Source organism: Shewanella sp. 8A, from assembly GCF_023475945.1.
In the GTDB taxonomy this organism is placed as follows: Bacteria; Pseudomonadota; Gammaproteobacteria; order Enterobacterales; family Shewanellaceae; genus Shewanella; species Shewanella xiamenensis.
The window spans coordinates 17,760-34,122 of the sequence record NZ_JAMDJP010000021.1 but is presented as its reverse complement, the minus strand read 5'-3'; the positions used below and the strand labels follow the sequence as shown (position 1 = coordinate 34,122).

Annotated in this window: 17 protein-coding genes; 5 read left to right on the top strand and 12 right to left on the bottom strand. The window is 46.7% G+C overall.

The features are described from left to right. Positions 1 to 130 precede the first annotated feature (130 nt). From rplI to rpsF, 4 genes are read right to left on the bottom strand one after another with little or no spacing between them, the layout of a single operon-like run. Positions 131 to 583: a 50S ribosomal protein L9 gene (rplI, locus tag M0413_RS15755; protein WP_037422085.1), complete on the bottom strand. Its 453-nt coding sequence runs from the start codon at positions 581 to 583 to the stop codon at positions 131 to 133. A gap of 36 nt (positions 584 to 619) precedes the next feature. After that, positions 620 to 847, bottom strand: a complete 228-nt coding sequence (rpsR, locus tag M0413_RS15750) for a 30S ribosomal protein S18 (RefSeq protein WP_006083042.1) — start codon at positions 845 to 847, stop codon at positions 620 to 622. 11 nt (positions 848 to 858) lie between these two features. Further along, entirely contained in the window at positions 859 to 1,164 is a 306-nt protein-coding gene (gene priB / locus M0413_RS15745) for a primosomal replication protein N (protein WP_011073673.1), read from the bottom strand. Between the two features lie 8 nt (positions 1,165 to 1,172). Continuing rightward, the gene (rpsF, locus tag M0413_RS15740; RefSeq protein WP_011623998.1) at positions 1,173 to 1,568 is read right to left on the bottom strand and encodes a 30S ribosomal protein S6; all 396 of its coding nucleotides are present in this window, start codon (positions 1,566 to 1,568) and stop codon (positions 1,173 to 1,175) included. A gap of 212 nt (positions 1,569 to 1,780) precedes the next feature. On the opposite strand from rpsF, the gene M0413_RS15735 reads away from it, so the two are divergent. Together M0413_RS15735 and M0413_RS15730 are read left to right on the top strand one after the other, a co-directional pair. After that, positions 1,781 to 2,524 (top strand): DUF481 domain-containing protein, encoded by a 744-nt coding sequence (locus M0413_RS15735; protein WP_047539304.1) that lies wholly within the window; start codon positions 1,781 to 1,783, stop codon positions 2,522 to 2,524. 182 nt (positions 2,525 to 2,706) lie between these two features. Next, on the top strand, positions 2,707 to 4,134 hold the full coding sequence (locus M0413_RS15730; RefSeq protein WP_140907818.1) for an MFS transporter: 1,428 nt from the start codon (positions 2,707 to 2,709) through the stop codon (positions 4,132 to 4,134). A gap of 60 nt (positions 4,135 to 4,194) precedes the next feature. Here M0413_RS15730 and rlmB read toward each other — a convergent pair whose 3' ends face one another. The 8 genes from rlmB to zapE all read right to left on the bottom strand — a co-directional run bounded on the left by rlmB (position 4,195) and on the right by zapE (position 12,077). Next, positions 4,195 to 4,935 (bottom strand): 23S rRNA (guanosine(2251)-2'-O)-methyltransferase RlmB, encoded by a 741-nt coding sequence (rlmB, locus tag M0413_RS15725; protein WP_037422079.1) that lies wholly within the window; start codon positions 4,933 to 4,935, stop codon positions 4,195 to 4,197. After that, positions 4,936 to 7,362, bottom strand: coding sequence for a ribonuclease R (gene rnr, locus M0413_RS15720; protein WP_037422076.1), 2,427 nt, complete (start codon positions 7,360 to 7,362; stop codon positions 4,936 to 4,938). 39 nt (positions 7,363 to 7,401) lie between these two features. Beyond that, a complete protein-coding gene (gene motX, locus M0413_RS15715; protein ID WP_082389636.1) occupies positions 7,402 to 8,058 on the bottom strand; it encodes a flagellar protein MotX in 657 nt (218 codons plus the stop codon). A 107-nt stretch (positions 8,059 to 8,165) separates the two neighbouring features. After that, on the bottom strand, positions 8,166 to 9,461 hold the full coding sequence (locus M0413_RS15710; protein ID WP_055647687.1) for an adenylosuccinate synthase: 1,296 nt from the start codon (positions 9,459 to 9,461) through the stop codon (positions 8,166 to 8,168). A 66-nt stretch (positions 9,462 to 9,527) separates the two neighbouring features. Continuing rightward, positions 9,528 to 9,716 carry a DUF2065 domain-containing protein gene (locus M0413_RS15705; RefSeq protein ID WP_099456974.1) on the bottom strand — a complete coding sequence of 63 codons (189 nt, stop codon included), beginning with the start codon at positions 9,714 to 9,716 and terminating at the stop codon, positions 9,528 to 9,530. 114 nt (positions 9,717 to 9,830) lie between these two features. Then, positions 9,831 to 10,223 carry a 30S ribosomal protein S9 gene (gene rpsI, locus M0413_RS15700; protein ID WP_006083052.1) on the bottom strand — a complete coding sequence of 131 codons (393 nt, stop codon included), beginning with the start codon at positions 10,221 to 10,223 and terminating at the stop codon, positions 9,831 to 9,833. Between the two features lie 14 nt (positions 10,224 to 10,237). Next, complete coding sequence (rplM, locus tag M0413_RS15695) at positions 10,238 to 10,666, bottom strand: 50S ribosomal protein L13 (RefSeq protein WP_011073682.1); 429 nt, start codon at positions 10,664 to 10,666, stop codon at positions 10,238 to 10,240. Between the two features lie 298 nt (positions 10,667 to 10,964). Further along, complete coding sequence (gene zapE, locus M0413_RS15690) at positions 10,965 to 12,077, bottom strand: cell division protein ZapE (protein WP_099456975.1); 1,113 nt, start codon at positions 12,075 to 12,077, stop codon at positions 10,965 to 10,967. A gap of 439 nt (positions 12,078 to 12,516) precedes the next feature. Between zapE and degQ the strand changes: the two genes are divergently transcribed. From degQ to M0413_RS15675, 3 genes are all read left to right on the top strand, one after another. Then, positions 12,517 to 13,869 (top strand): Do family serine endopeptidase DegQ, encoded by a 1,353-nt coding sequence (degQ, locus tag M0413_RS15685; RefSeq protein ID WP_099456976.1) that lies wholly within the window; start codon positions 12,517 to 12,519, stop codon positions 13,867 to 13,869. A gap of 125 nt (positions 13,870 to 13,994) precedes the next feature. After that, positions 13,995 to 15,077 carry an outer membrane-stress sensor serine endopeptidase DegS gene (gene degS / locus M0413_RS15680; protein WP_099456977.1) on the top strand — a complete coding sequence of 361 codons (1,083 nt, stop codon included), beginning with the start codon at positions 13,995 to 13,997 and terminating at the stop codon, positions 15,075 to 15,077. Positions 15,078 to 15,865: 788 nt separating this feature from the next. Next, positions 15,866 to 16,330 (top strand): hypothetical protein, encoded by a 465-nt coding sequence (locus M0413_RS15675; protein WP_192937981.1) that lies wholly within the window; start codon positions 15,866 to 15,868, stop codon positions 16,328 to 16,330. The last annotated feature ends 33 nt before the right edge of the window (positions 16,331 to 16,363 follow it).

The window sequence follows — 16,363 nt, the reverse complement described above, 5'->3', positions numbered from 1 at the left end:
CGATGAAGTAGCTAAGCCTGTTTATCCTTGATGCTTGACAAACAACCACTTACACAACAATACGAACTAAATCGCGCCCATAAAAAAACACCGCCTAAGCGGTGTTTTTTTAGTTTAAAGCAGTATGTAATTAAGCTTCTGCAACGATAGAAACTTTAACAACAGCTTTAACTTCAGTGTGTAACTGAACTTCAACTTCGAAGTCGCCAGTAGTACGCAGAGCGCCTAATGGTAAACGAACTTCTGATTTAGCCAGTTCAACGCCAGCAGCAGTTACTGCATCAGCGATGTCACGGTTGCCAACTGAACCAAACAGTTTGCCTTCATCACCCGCTTTAGAAGCAATAACAACAGCTTCCAGAGCAGCGATTTTCTCAGCACGTTGGTTAGCAGCAGCCAGATCAGCAGCGATTTTAGCTTCTAATTCAGCGCGACGAGCTTCAAATACTTTAACGTTGCTTTCGTTAGCAACAACAGCTTTACCTTGTGGCAGCAGGTAGTTACGAGCGTAACCAGCTTTAACTGCAACTTGGTCACCCAGGTTACCCAGGTTAGCGATTTTATCAAGCAGAATAACGTTCATTATCAAATCCTCTATATTCGATTAGGAATACTGCAATTACTGATGTAAATCAGTGTATGGCAGTAGAGAAAGATAACGAGCACGCTTGATAGCGCGAGCTAGTTGACGCTGATATTTAGCACTAGTACCAGTGATACGGCTTGGAACGATTTTGCCGCTTTCAGTGATGTAGTTCTTTAAAGTAACGATATCTTTGTAATCAATTTCTGCAACACCTTCAGCGGTGAAACGGCAGAACTTGCGACGACGGAAATAACGTGCCATTTGACAGTCTCCTAAGTTTTCAATTCGACATTTTCGGCATGGATGACTAAGCGATTTTGGCCATTTCGCCCCTGTTGAAGCGTCATAAAACCTTGTACTTGTACTTCCACACCTGCTTTCAGATTATCTGCCACGCTTTCAAAACGTGGTCCACTCAATATCACTTGTATTTGAACGTAGACATTGCGGAGCATATCTGCTTCATAACGCTGCGATTTGTGTTCTAGCATGATCACACTATGTGCAATGCCTGCTGGGCTTTTAAAGCGTCTGGAACGGGTTATGGTTCCTGACAACACCAAGTTATTGGTGGTCACAGAAAAACTTACTCAGCGATTTCTTCAGCGTTAGCTTCATCATATGAGCGGTCGCCAGCTGGGCCACGACGTGAATCGCGCTCATCTTTAGCTTTCGCCATTGGAGATGCTTCAGTAACGGCAACTTTAGTACGCATTACCATGTTACGCAGAACTGCGTCGTTGAAACGGAAAGCAGTTTCTAGCTCTTCAATCGTCTCTGCTGGTGCTTCAACGTTCATCAGAACATAGTGAGCTTTATGCAGATCTTGGATTGGGTAAGCCAGTTGACGACGGCCCCAATCTTCTAAACGGTGGATTTTGCCGTTAGCTTCGGTGATAACACCGGTGTAACGCTCAATCATACCTGGTACTTGTTCACTTTGATCTGGGTGAACCATAAATACGATTTCGTAATGACGCATTTATTGCTCCTTACGGTTATGTAGCCTCGTTATTGGCTCAGTCAAACCAAATAGAGGCAAGGAACGAAAATAGTGACTGATTTGAGCGCGAGATAGTACAGAAAGCAGACGCGAAACTCAAGCAATAACTTTGCCTCAACACCCAATACAGGTATGATGACGCCTCACCCCTATTCGGATATCAGACATCAGCCTCTCAAGAACCCATTATAATGCTAAAAGTTATCGCACCAGTTAGTTTGTTTTGCCTATCTTTTCCTGCACTTGCGCTTGTTCCTCCCGATTATCAGGAGCCACCAAGTGATTTGACTGCAGAAGTCGAAGCCGGCTTACAATTGAACACAGGCAATACCGAATCGAGCAGTTTTAATGGTCGAACCCAACTGATTTACGATACTAAACAAACTAAGCAGGAAGCGACGCTAAAAGCGTATTTTGCTTCTGAAAAAAATCAAACCACCTCCGAAAAGTACGAACTCCAACTTCAAAGCAACTATAAACTCAACAAAGGTTATATCTTCGGCCGTGGCGACTTCACTTGGGATCAGTTTGGTAGTTATACCCAAATCTCAACTCTTTCTTCGGGTTATGGTTTTAACGCAATTAGTAGCTACAAGACCAAACTCAGTCTCGAAATCGGCCCTGGTTATCGATACAACTTGCCTGCCGAGTCAGTCGCAGAGCCAGACCCCGCTCCCGAAAAGGATGTGATCCTACGTACTGCGGCAAAGTTTTCTCAAAAATTACAGGAATACACCAGTATCAATGCCGATCTCACCGCCGAGGTGGGCGAAAATAACAACACCCTGACTCTCGATATGAACTACAAAAATTTAGTATTTCAGGATTGGGCCTTTAAAATCGGCATGAACATCAAGTTCACCGAAGTGGTTCCTGAGGGCAGCCAGCAGACGGATACCATCACCACCTTTAACTTGCTGTATACCTTTAGATAAACAAGCAATAAAACGATTTGGCTGGCACAACAATTCCCCACTCAGCCAAATCCCATTTCAGCACAATTTAGTGACCCACACATAAAAACGATAAATTAGTCGATAAATTCCAACATTTTGCAACACGGAATAAACACCGACTGCTGATATACTCTCCCTGGCAATCATACAAGGAGCAGTTAATGACAAACCCGCTACGTACTTTCGCCTCTTTATATAGCACGACGTTATTAACAGTGCTGGCTGGCGGTTTACTCACCACATATTTAGGCCTTAGGCTCTCAGTGATGCATGTTCCGCAGTTGTGGATAGGTAGCATGATGTCGGCCTACTATGTCGGCCTTGTCGCAGGATCTAAGATCGGCCACCGGCTAATCGCCCAAGTCGGACATATCCGTGCCTTTGTCGCTAGTGCTGGGATCGTTGCCGCCTCCGCACTTGGTCACGCACTCGTAGATGAGTTAGCGATTTGGATCCTGCTAAGACTTATCGTCGGTATGGGGATGATGTGCCAATACATGGTGCTCGAAAGTTGGCTCAATGAACAGGCTGAAAGCAGCCAACGCGGCACAGTGTTTGCCAGCTACATGATCGTCTCTTACTTCGGTTTGATCTTGGGCCAAGGTGCCATCAGCCTCTATCCTGAACTCGGTCTAGAGCCGCTGTTACTGATCGCCATCTGCTTTGCCCTGTGTATTGTCCCGATTTCTTTAACGCGGCGTATTCACCCAGCACCACTGGTGCCCGCCCCCTTAAAAATTGCTCACTATTGGCGCAAAGCGCCGCAGGCACTCACGACCATTGCCATTGGCAGCATGATTGTCGGCTCCTTTTACGGTTTGGCGCCTGCTTATGCGAGCAACTTAGGTTTACCGCCCGAGAAGGTGGCCACCTATATGACAGCAACCATTCTCGCGGGCCTACTCGCCCAATGGCCAATGGGAAAATTATCTGACATTATGTCCCGCAGTCGCCTGATCCGCATCAACTGCGTACTGCTTGGGATCTTAGCATTAGCTATCGCCCTCACTCCCTATCATCCGACACTCTCACTGGTGATGACGTTTCTGTTCGGCATTCTTGGCTTTACCTTCTATCCCTTGGCAACCGCACTGGCTAATTCCCGTGTCGAGCAAAGTGAAAGGGTAGGACTATCGGCAACCATTTTGCTCACCTTTGGCATGGGCGCCAGCATAGGCCCATTAATCGCCTCGACTCTTATGCAATGGTTTGGCAACAGCATGCTCTATGGCTTTATGTCGGCCTGTACCTTAATCCTGTTTTTACGGCTACGTTATGTTCACTCACAGCAAAAAACCGAAACCAATGTCACCCAAGACTACATCATGGCGACCGGTGACTTAGTCTCATCACCACTGGCTGCGGCACTTGACCCGAGGGTGGATGTTGAATCGGTGCAGGAACACATGACACCAACACAGCAGGAAGATGAAGAAGATTTAGGTGCCGATGCCCTTGTTGAAGATGCAGAGAATGATAATGAGCAACAGCTAACATTCGAGTTTGAATTTCACCCAGCGCCCAGCTTTATCCACGATGAGACAAACGAGGTAGACGAATCCAACCTCGATGCTATTAAAACCAATTAAGGGTTGATTTAGGCAATAAAAAAGACGGGCTCGCCCGTCTTTTTTATTTATAGATATCATTTAGCTACGGCGTTGACGCACGGCTTCGAATAGGCAAATACCCGTGGCGACCGACACGTTTAAGCTAGAGACGCTTCCCGCCATCGGAATCGAAACTAAAGTATCGCAACACTCACGGCTTAGGCGGCGTAAACCTTTACCTTCGGCGCCCATCGCAATCGCTAATGGCCCTTTAAGATCGGCTTGATAAAGCTCGCAATCCGCTTCACCCGCCGTGCCGACAATCCACACGCCCTTTTCCTGCAGATGGCGCATAGTACGCGCAAGGTTAGTTACTTGGAATAACGGCACGGTTTCAGCTGCGCCGCAAGCGACCTTACTGACCACAGCCGTTAAGCCAACGGAGTTATCCTTTGGCACAATAATGCCCTGCACGCCCGCCGCATCGGCGTTACGTAAGCAGGCACCTAGGTTATGCGGATCGGTAACGCCATCTAAAATCAATAAAAACGGTAAGTCGGTCTTAGCTAACAGCTCATCTAAGTCATGCTCACCAAGGATTTTAGCCGCTTTCACACGGGCAATAATACCTTGGTGCTGAGTACTTTCGGCTTTCTCGTCCAACACTTTGCGTGAAGTCACTTGTATGCTCGTGCCAAAGGCTTTCGCTTGACGGATCAGCGGGGTTAAACGCTCATCCTCACGGCCCTGCAGTAGCCAAAGTTCAATAATGCGCTCAGGGCTGTGTTTTAACAGCGCTTCAACCGCGTGGATCCCAAAAATAATATCTTGTTTTTTCATTTACTTCTTTCTCGTGCTCCGCTTCGCGGCCTTTGGCTTTTTCGCCGTATCTTTTACGCTTTTCTTAGGCTTAGTGCCCGCTTTAGACTTAGACTTACTCGCCGCTTTGTCTGAACCCGCTTTCGCTTTAACGCCAGTCGATTTAGCCGTTTTCGCCATTTTCGCGCCTTCGCGGTTTACCCGCTCACGGGCTGTCATGGGTTTTTCTCGACTAGGTGCCGCCTTGCGGCGACCGCCTTTACCACTGTCGCCAATCATGACTAAGTCAATCTGTCTATCATCCAAGTTTACCGCGGCCACTTTTACCGTAACGGGGTCACCCACTTGATAGATTTGACCTGTGTGCTCACCAATCAAACGCTGACGCATAGGATCGAACTGGTAATAATCGCTGCCCAGACTAGAAATATGCACTAAGCCATCGATAAATAAGTCATTTAAGCGAACGAATAAACCAAAGTTAGTGACAGAGGCAATCACGGCCTCGAAGGTGTCACCCACATGGTCCTGCATAAATTCACATTTAAGCCAGTCGCTTACATCACGTGTTGCTTCATCGGCGCGGCGTTCAGTCGTAGAACATTCTTCGCCTAATTTATCTAATTCATCGAGTTGATAGTGGTAGCCACCATCGGGAGTCCATTTCTCATTGGCTTCACCTTTTTCTTTCGCCAACAAATAGCGGATCACTCGGTGCAGCACTAAGTCAGGATAACGACGAATAGGCGAGGTAAAATGCGCGTATTCTTCCAGTGCCAAACCAAAATGGCCTTCGTTATCAGGCGTGTATATAGCTTGGCGCATAGAGCGCAGCAACATCACTTGAATAAGTTCAGCATCGGGACGGTCGGCAATCTGCAACATTACATTTTGATAATCTGCAGGCGTTGGCTCAAGCCCACCGCCCATGCTCAAACCACGCTCAGCTAAAAACTCTTTAAAGTTTGCCAGTTTCTGCTCAGAGGGCGACTCGTGCACTCGATAGAGGATTTCACCCTTATGCTTTTTCACAAACTTAGCGGCAGACACGTTCGCCAAAATCATACATTCTTCAATGATTTTATGAGCTTGATTACGCGCTCTTGGCACAATCTTATCGATCTTGCGCTGTTCGTTAAAAATAAACTGCGTTTCTATCGTCTCAAATGCTATCGCACCGCGCTCTGCGCGCTGTTCATCAAGCGCTAAATAAAGCGACTGTAAGCATTGAAGATGTGGAAAGAGTGCTTCATGTTCAGGCGCAATCGGCCCACCTTCGAGCATCGCAGCGACTTGGGTGTAGGTAAAGCGCGCGTGTGAATGCATCACCGCCGGATAAAACTTATAACCCGATAACTTACCGCGAGCTGAAACCGTCATCTCTGCGACCATACACAGGCGATCGACATGGGGATTAAGTGAGCACAGGCCGTTAGAGATCTTCTCCGGCAGCATAGGGATCACTTGCGATGGGAAGTACACCGAGTTACCACGGGCACGGGCTTCAGTATCTAAGGCCGAATCGGTGCGCACATAATAGCTTACATCGGCAATCGCCACCCACAGACGCCAGCCACCACTGGGTTTAGCTTCGGCATAAACAGCATCGTCAAAGTCTCGGGCATCTTCACCATCGATGGTCACTAAGGGTAGATCACGCAGATCGACACGACCCACTTTATCAGACTCAGTCACTTCATCGGGAATACGGCGCAGTTTCTTTTCAATGGCGGCCGACCACGTATGGGGAAGATCGTAATTGCGTAGGGCTATTTCGATTTCCATTCCCGGTGCCATTTGCTTGCCAAGCACTTCAGTCACTTTGCCTGCGGCTTTAACAAATCGACCGGGACGACGGGTTAATTCTACCACCACCACATCGCCTTGACGGGCGCCATTGCGATCTTCACTAGCGATTAAAATTTCTTGGGTAATGCGCTTATCATCGGCAATCACAAATGCCATGCCACTGTCGACATGGAATCGACCAACAATCGCAGCACTACGGGGCTGGATCAAACGGACAATACGGGCTTCACGACGACCTTTACGATCCATACCGGCTTTTTGTGCCAGCACTTTATCGCCATGGAAATACATCAGCATGTCGCGATTTGAGATAAATAGATCGTCGCCACCTTCGTCAGGTTTAAAGAAGCCGTAGCCTTCTCTGTGCCCAAGAACAATGCCGGGGATCAGATCCATTTTTTCAGGTAAGCCGTAGCTTTGACCGCGGGTAAATACCAATTCACCGTCGCGCTCCATCGCCCGTAAACGGCGGCGCAGGGCTTCTAATTGCTCTTCATCATGGATCTGTAGTGCAGCAGCGATGCTGTCACGGGTAATAGGTGATTTTTGAGAACGTAAGTACTCGATAATATACTCACGACTTGGGATAGGGTTTTCGTACTTATCCTGTTCACGCTCGAAATGAGGGTCTTTGATCATTCAATATCCAATATTTTTGTCTCAATCAGTAGAGACAACTCAACGGGTTCGCAAGTGCTCTTGCTGGGCCCGCGCCACTGCACTGGCGGGCATTTTAGCGGCTAACACCTGCAGTAATGACAAGGCTTTTTTCTTAGTCGCCTCATCGGTAAATACATTGTTGTATAACCAGTTATAGGCCATTTCATAGTCTCTTGGACTACCATAACCTTCACCGTATAAACGGACCAGCATCATCCGCGCGGCTAAACTACCGCTCGCTGCCGCTGGCAATAAATAATTGACCGCACGGTCTTTATTACGAATAACAAACTTACCATTTTGATAATATTCGGCAAGTTTCACCATGGCCTCGGGGCTGCCCTGCTCAGCTGCATCACGCAATAACCCCATCCCTTTGACCGCATTGGCTTTTACACAGGTTCCGTGGTTGAGCATTTCTCCCCACAAAAACTGATACAGGGGCTGCTTTAAGACTTCTGCGCGCGCTTCGATGTCTTGCACTAGCTGACAGTCATCTTGTTTGACTCTTGCCAAATACTTTTCACCGCGGATCATTTCAAGCAATTGATCTTGAGAATAAATATCCACCGCCTGTGTTTCAGCAAAGCACATTGAAGATACTAAGGGCAGCAGCGCAACTAATGCAGTACGTAGCATAACGACTCTCAATGACAATAAGGTGAATACTTGCATCGGCAGTATAACCTATTTCTTGAGCTTGAGCCGAATTTCTAACCACGAAAGCAAACAGGAAGGAACAGCAGAGGAAGAAAAGGCCGTGAAACACGGCCTCTACGATTTTAGTTAAACGGGCTAACTAAAATCATCGTCTCATTACGGTCTGGACCAGTAGAAATGATGTCGATCGGCGTTTCTAACAACTCTTCAATACGCTTGATGTAGTTGATAGCTGCTTGCGGTAACTGATCTAAAGAGGTCGCACCGAAAGTTGACTCGCTCCAGCCTGGCATAGTTTCATAAACAGGCGTGACCTGCTCATAACCTTCAGCTGCTAATGGCGTAACTTTGGAAATAGTGCCATCTGGATGTTGATAACCCACACAGATCTTCACTTCTTTCAGGCCATCAAGTACGTCTAACTTAGTTAAGCAGAAGCCGCTTACGCTGTTGATTTGTACTGCGCGGCGCATTGCCACTGCATCTAACCAACCTGGACGACGTTTACGACCAGTAGTCGCACCAAATTCATGACCTTTAGTCCCTAAATGATCACCCACTTCACATAAGAGTTCAGTTGGGAAAGGACCAGCTCCCACGCGAGTGGTGTATGCCTTCATGATACCTAAGACATAGTCTAAATGACGTGGACCAAAGCCGCTGCCTGTCGCCACACCACCTGCGGTCGTATTTGACGAAGTCACAAACGGATAAGTACCGTGGTCAATGTCTAACAGTGTACCTTGTGCGCCTTCGAACAGGATTGGCTCACCCGCTTTACGCGCGTTATCCAAAAGTTCAGTCACGTCAACACACATACTCTTCAGATAGTCAGCTAAGGCTAACGCATCGCTCAGTGTTTGCTCGTAATCTACGGCGTCAACTTTGTAGTACTCTGTCAGCATAAAGTTATGATATGCCATAACTTCTTTCAGCTTTTCAGCAAATAGTTCAGCATTGAACAGATCGCCCACACGCAGACCGCGACGGGAAATCTTATCTTCATACGCAGGACCAATACCACGACCCGTAGTACCAATAGCTTTGTTACCGCGCGCTTTTTCGCGAGCGATGTCTAAGGCACAGTGGAATGGTAGGATCAGCGGACATGCTTCAGAAATCAGCAGACGTTCCTCAACAGGAATGCCACGCTCTTTGAGCATGTTGATTTCTTTCATCAGTGCGTCGGGTGCAAGCACCACACCATTACCGATAATGCATTTCACATTGTCGCGTAGGATGCCTGATGGGATCAGATGAAGTACGGTTTTATCGCCATTGATCACTAAGGTGTGACCTGCGTTATGACCGCCCTGGTAGCGAACTACATATTTTGCCTGTTCTGTTAGAAGGTCGACAATCTTACCTTTTCCTTCGTCACCCCATTGAGTGCCGAGAACAACTACGTTTTTGCCCATTGTTTGCTGCAAGGTTGTGGTTAAAAAAGAATTCTAACAGATTTTAAACCGCAAGTGGTAAGGCATTTATGAAAAAATAATCAAAATGACCACACCAGCAGTGACTAATGAGCCACCGATTCGACGCAAAACTTGCTGATTTTGATTGGAAAGTTCATTTAAATATCGGCGCCATTTATTGGGGAATAACAATGGTCCCACACCTTCCAAAATCAGCACCAGTGCAATGGCTAGCATAAATAACTGTAAGCTCATCTTCCTCTCTCTTAGCTTTTTCTACCCTAAAAATCGGTGATTAATACGAGGATAACCAATTTTAGGCAATAAAAAACCCAGCATAAGCTGGGTTTTTTGAGATTCCAAAACGTATTAACGCTTAGAGAATTGTGGCTTACGACGTGCTTTACGTAGACCCACTTTCTTACGCTCAACTTTACGAGCGTCACGGGTAACGAAACCAGCAGAACGTAATGATGGACGCAGAGCTTCATCTAATTGCATCAGGGCACGAGTGATACCGTGACGGATTGCACCTGCTTGGCCAGTGATACCACCGCCTTTAACAGTTACATAGATGTCCAGCTTGTCAGTCATTTCAACTAACTCTAATGGTTGACGAACAACCATACGAGCAGTTTCACGACCAAAGTATTGGTCCAAAGGACGTTGATTTACAACGATGTTGCCACTACCAGCTTTAGCGAATACGCGTGCTGTAGAGGTTTTGCGACGGCCAGTGCCGTAGTACTGAGTTGCAGCCATTTGCTTAATCCCGTTTAGATATCAAGAACTTGAGGTTGTTGTGCAGCGTGGTTATGTTCTGCGCCAGCGTAAACTTTCAGTTTACGGAACATGGCACGGCCCAGTGGACCTTTTGGTAACATACCCTTAACTGCTTTCTCGATGATCATTTCTGGCTTATGAGCTTGCAGCTTTTCAAAGCTGATTTGCTTAATGCCACCAGGGAAGCCTGAGTGCGAGTAGTACGTCTTGCCTTGCGCTTTGTTACCAGTAACAGTAACTTTCTCAGCGTTGATAACGATGATGTAATCACCAGTGTCAACGTGAGGAGTGTATTCAGGCTTGTGCTTACCGCGTAAACGCAGAGCGATTTCGGTAGCGATACGACCTAAAGTTTTGCCGTCTGCATCAACGACGAACCAGTCACGAGTTACAGTTTCTGGTGTAGCAGTAAAAGTCTTCATTATTACAAAAACCCAAAGTTAATTTTCTGTCTCACATGTTGCTTGCAATGACAAACAACACAAAATTGCCTTTCAGTACCCCTTCGAGTACTTAACTCGGCGTACAACTTCCACCTAGTTTGGCGGAGTAACGTGGGCAGGTGGCGGATTATAGACAAACGTGAGTTAAAAATCACCTGATATTTTGACAAAAATCATAAAAATTCGATCGATGTGGCTCATTACTACGCTAAGGAATGAGCCACTGAAGAATTGTCGAGAAAAACCCCGCAAAGCACGCTCTGCAATAGTCTAAGACTTAGGGTAAATGCTCTGATTTTAAGTAATCGTGGGATTGCATTTCAATCAAACGGGAACGACAACGTCTGAATTCAAAACTCAATAAGCCGTCGGCATAAATGTCTTCTAACGGCACCTGCGCGGACACGATCAATTTGACGTTGCGCTCGTAAAACTCATCCACCATGGCCAAAAAGCGTCTGGCGATATCATCACCCGTTAAAAATGCGCCCATTTGCTCAATGCCACTCACCAGCACGGTATGATAAATCCGCGCCAGTTCCATATAATCCCGCTGACTACGGGGGCCATCACATAAGGCTCTAAAATCAGCAAGCAACACACCTTGCGCCTGTTGGCGAATGGATATTTCACGGCCTTCGATTTCAATCGCGTCAGTTGAAATCTCGGCCTCAGGCGCTAACTGACGGAAATAACGCAGTAAGTTAGTATCGGCCTGCTCATCAAGTGGATAGTGGTAAATTTCCGCCTGCTCTAACGTCCGTAGACGGTAGTCGATCCCCGAATCCACATTTAATACTTCACAATGCTGATTGATCAGCGCGATCGCAGGAAGAAATCGCGCCCGTTGCAACCCATTTTTATATAGGTCATCGGGGATGATATTTGAAGTCGCCACTAAGACCACGCCTTCTTTAAAGAGCGCTTGGAATAAGGTGCCAAGCAACATGGCGTCGGTGATATCTGACACGAAAAACTCATCAAAACAAATGACTTTATATTTTGCCGCCATTTGTTTGGCAATCACTAATAATGGATCGCGCGTACCTTTAAGGGTGTCTAAATCTAAATGCAGTTGATGCATAAAACGATGAAAGTGCGCCCTTAACTTTTGATTGCCAGGTAATGCATCAAAGAAGGTGTCCATCAAATAGGTTTTACCGCGGCCTACGCCTCCCCAAAGATAAAGCCCTTTTGTAGGCGCGGGTGCCGACTTTAAGCCAAAAGAAGTCAATAGCTTACCAAATAAAGAGTTAGGCTCTTCGGCTACGGTGAGATCCTCATAAACGCGTTGCAGCGCCTTTACCGCCATTTCCTGCGCCGGATCATGGGAAAAACCATCACGAGTAAGATCTTTTTGATAATGCTGCCAAGGGCTTAACTGGGGCACGTTATTATTCTCTTTTATCCTTTGGAAAAACTGCGTCGATATTAACACGGCCAAGATGACGCAGCATATATTTATACCCTATCAACTTGGATCTGTAGTGAGCTTGCGGAGAGGACTAGCACAACGCTTAATATGATAAAACTGATTAGGAAAAACTATGCTGTTAGCTGATTAAACTCAATGATTGGAAGTTATTAGGACTTGAAAAATACCTTAAAAGCCCACAGGTTTCACTTCAGTTACAGTCAATAAAATGTTGATAAAATAACCGTTAAGAAATTAACCTTTGTTAATATTGATGAACTTTTTCAATGAGGTGCGTGTCCGAATGGTTACCTAGGCAAATAGCCGGTAACGATACAGATTCGATCTGGTGCGGACACAAACTGACGACGCATTACATCCAGATCCTTGATCCCTTATTTGGAGTTATGAATAGATGAAAACGAAATTATCTGTACTTTCAGCCGCAATGTTAGCCGCAACCCTGACAATGATGCCTGCGGTTTCACAGGCCGCTATTCCGCAATCTGTTGAGGGACAACCCATTCCCAGCCTTGCCCCTATGCTAGAGCGCACGACGCCCGCCGTGGTTTCTGTCGCGGTGTCCGGCACACACGTGTCCAAACAACGTGTACCCGATGTGTTCCGTTATTTCTTCGGCCCCAATGCACCACAAGAGCAAGTGCAAGAGCGTCCTTTTAGAGGCTTAGGCTCTGGTGTGATTATCGATGCTGACAAAGGCTATATTGTCACCAATAACCATGTGATTGACGGTGCCGATGATATCCAAGTTGGCTTACATGACGGCCGTGAAGTCAAAGCCAAATTGATTGGTACCGACTCAGAGTCCGACATTGCTTTGCTGCAAATCGAAGCGAAAAATTTAGTCGCAATTAAAACCTCCGACTCAGATGAACTGCGGGTTGGTGACTTTGCCGTCGCCATCGGTAACCCCTTTGGTTTAGGTCAAACGGTCACCTCGGGGATTGTTAGTGCTTTAGGCCGAAGCGGCTTAGGCATTGAAATGCTTGAAAACTTTATTCAAACCGATGCGGCGATTAACAGCGGTAACTCGGGCGGCGCGCTGGTTAACCTTAAAGGTGAACTGATCGGTATTAACACGGCTATCGTCGCACCAAACGGTGGTAACGTCGGTATCGGTTTTGCGATTCCCGCCAACATGGTGAAAAACCTCGTGGCTCAAATTGCCGAACACGGTGAAGTTCGCCGTGGCGTGCTGGGGATTTCAGGCCGTGATTTAGATAGCCAACTTGCCCAAGGCTTTGGGTTAGACACTCAGCACGGGGGCTTTGTGAATGAAGTCACTGCGGGCAGTGCTGCCGAAAAAGCAGGTATTAAAGCGGGCGATATTATTGTCAGCGTGGATGGACGAGCAATTAAGTCGTTCCAAGAACTGCGGGCGAAAGTCGCGACTATGGGCGCGGGAGCCAAGGTTGAACTGGGACTTATCCGCGATGGCGATAAGAAAACCGTGAATGTCACCTTAGGTGAAGCAAGCCAAACCACTGAAAAAGCTGCTGGCGCAGTGCACCCAATGCTCCAAGGTGCCTCGTTAGAAAACGCTTCGAAAGGGGTGGAAATTACCGAGGTGGCCCAGGGCTCACCTGCGGCAATGAGCGGCTTACAAAAAGGCGATGTGATTGTCGGCATTAACCGTTCGGCGGTGAAAGATCTGAAATCACTCAAGGAGCAGCTCAAAGATCAAGAAGGCGCTGTCGCCCTGAAGATCCTCCGTGGTAAGAGCTTGTTGTACTTAGTGCTGCGTTAATCGGTACGCCGCTCTGATCTTTATCCCATTATCAGATGCAGATCAGCATAGGGAACGCGGGTTCCCTATGCTTTAACTTGTTAAACATGTTAATCTAACTCACCTTTTTCAATACTTAGCCTGCCATGACAATAAAAGAAACCCTGTTATATCTCGGTAAAGCCGTGCTCTTCGGCCTTATCATGGCGGCCATGTTTTTGTTAGTTACACACTACTTCGACAATAAGAATCTCGGCAGCTCGTTACTGCAAAACCGTGGTAACAACACGGTCGAACTCTCCTTTGCTAAGGCCGTACGCCGCGCCGCCCCTGCCGTAGTCAATATTTATAGCTTAAGTATCGATCAGAGTCGTCCGCTGAACTCTGGTTCCCTCCAAGGCCTAGGCTCTGGGGTGATAATGAGTAAAGAAGGCTATATTCTCACGAATTATCATGTGATTAAAAAAGCCGATGAGATTGTGGTGGCTCTGCAGGATGGCCGCAAGTTCACCTCGGAAGTCGTCGGTTTTGATCCCGAAACCGATCTTTCAGTGCTTAAGATCGAAGGCGATAATCTTCCCACAGTGCCCGTCAATCTCGACAGCCCACCGCAGGTTGGTGATGTGGTATTAGCCATTGGTAACCCCTATAACCTCGGCCAAACCATTACCCAAGGGATTATCAGCGCTACGGGTCGTAACGGCTTAAGTTCTGGTTATTTAGACTTTTTACAAACAGATGCTGCAATTAACGCCGGTAACTCAGGCGGTGCCTTAATCGACACTAACGGTAGCCTGATTGGTATCAACACTGCCGCCTTCCAAGTGGGCGGCGAAGGTGGCGGACACGGGATTAACTTCGCGATCCCGATTAAATTGGCCCACAGCATTATGGGCAAACTGATCAAAAATGGTCGGGTGATCCGTGGTGCCTTAGGGATCTCAGGCGAGCCGATTAACCCGGTGGTGGCGCAAATCCTCAACCTGCCCGATTTACGTGGTGTATTAGTTACTGGTGTCGATCCTAATGGTCCAGCGGCACGAGCGCAGCTACAACCAAGGGATGTAATCATCAAATACGGCGACGAAGATGTGCCTGGGGTCGAAATGCTGATGGATAGAATTGCCGAAACTACGCCCGGCAAGAAAATCATGATGACGGTTATCCGCCAAGGCAAAGAGCAAGTACTACCGGTGATTATCGATGAGAAAGTCGTCGTCGATAATTAAGCTCAGTAAGCTACCTTGATAAATCTCAGAATGAGGCATGTATAAAACCTCATTCTGAGCCATCCTAAAATCACCTATTACCTTATCCCTCAAATGGCAGAGCTATTTATCTTGCACTGCAATTTTTCACTGACTTTTGCCCCAAAACGAGATAAGTTTGTCGTCAGGTGTGTAGGATGAATTGTCATTGTTTCCCCAGTGACACGCCGTGCTCTTTGTTTAAAAAGCAGTGTCCCTATAGGCTTGACGGCGGTATCTGCAACACATGGAAGTGTAAATGCCGCGTTCACATGGATGTGAAAGAGCGGCCATGCCGCCAACGGTCACAGTTGCAACAATGACAATCTTTACGACCATTGAACTGTTCATCTGGCTAAAAGCTTTTTGCCCCATTCCGTGTATCGGCTCGTTAGCTCAACCGAAAATTCCCACTCCTGCTGCCATACAAATTCTTATCTATTTGCCTATGTTTGGCCTTACCAGAAATAGACTAACAATGTATAGGTATACAGTCGCATTTAAATTTAGATACTTTGGAGTGATTTTAAGACAATATCAGTGCGCACTAATTCCATCCGCAATAAATAAAGCTCTATAAAATCAGGTGGATATAGTAACTGAATTTTAGTTAATAGGCTTGGAAAACGCGCATGCGCGTTTTTCCAGATGGTGTATTTGGCAGAAAGCTGATAAGTTCTTTGCATACAGATAGTTAACCGTGCGCGTTTTCACTGGTCCAACGAGGTAAACGCGCATGCACACTAATCAAATGTTAGAAGCACTTAGATATGGCACGAAGAAAACAACTTAAGGGAGTTGCTGGAAATATAGTCCAGTGGTGCCTGAGCAGAAACTTTGATTATCAAGGGTACTGGGCTGTCGGTCAGCTATATGCATACGCCCAAGAAAATGGCACCAATGAGTGTGTAATAAATCTTGTAAACGAGCATGCGCCAAATGAAGTCACGGGTGTAAAGTTTTCAGAAGCTATCAAGTTATTGTCGTGCATTTTACAGCGTGACCTGGAATCACTAAAGATACCCGATTGGTGGGTAAAGGATGCAAAGGTAATCTTTACCTTTAATACTGATGATAAAAAAAAGTATCACCTTTGGGCATCTGGTCTTGGTGGGAAACCAGCAATGTGTTTGGTAGAAATTACTACTGACCTGGGTAAAACATATACCAAAGAAGGTGGTTGCAATGTTTGGGTTCACAACCCAGAGAAAGAGAGTCGTCGATATGGCTTCTAACAAAGCCAAACACTCGGACAAATCACTCGCTGC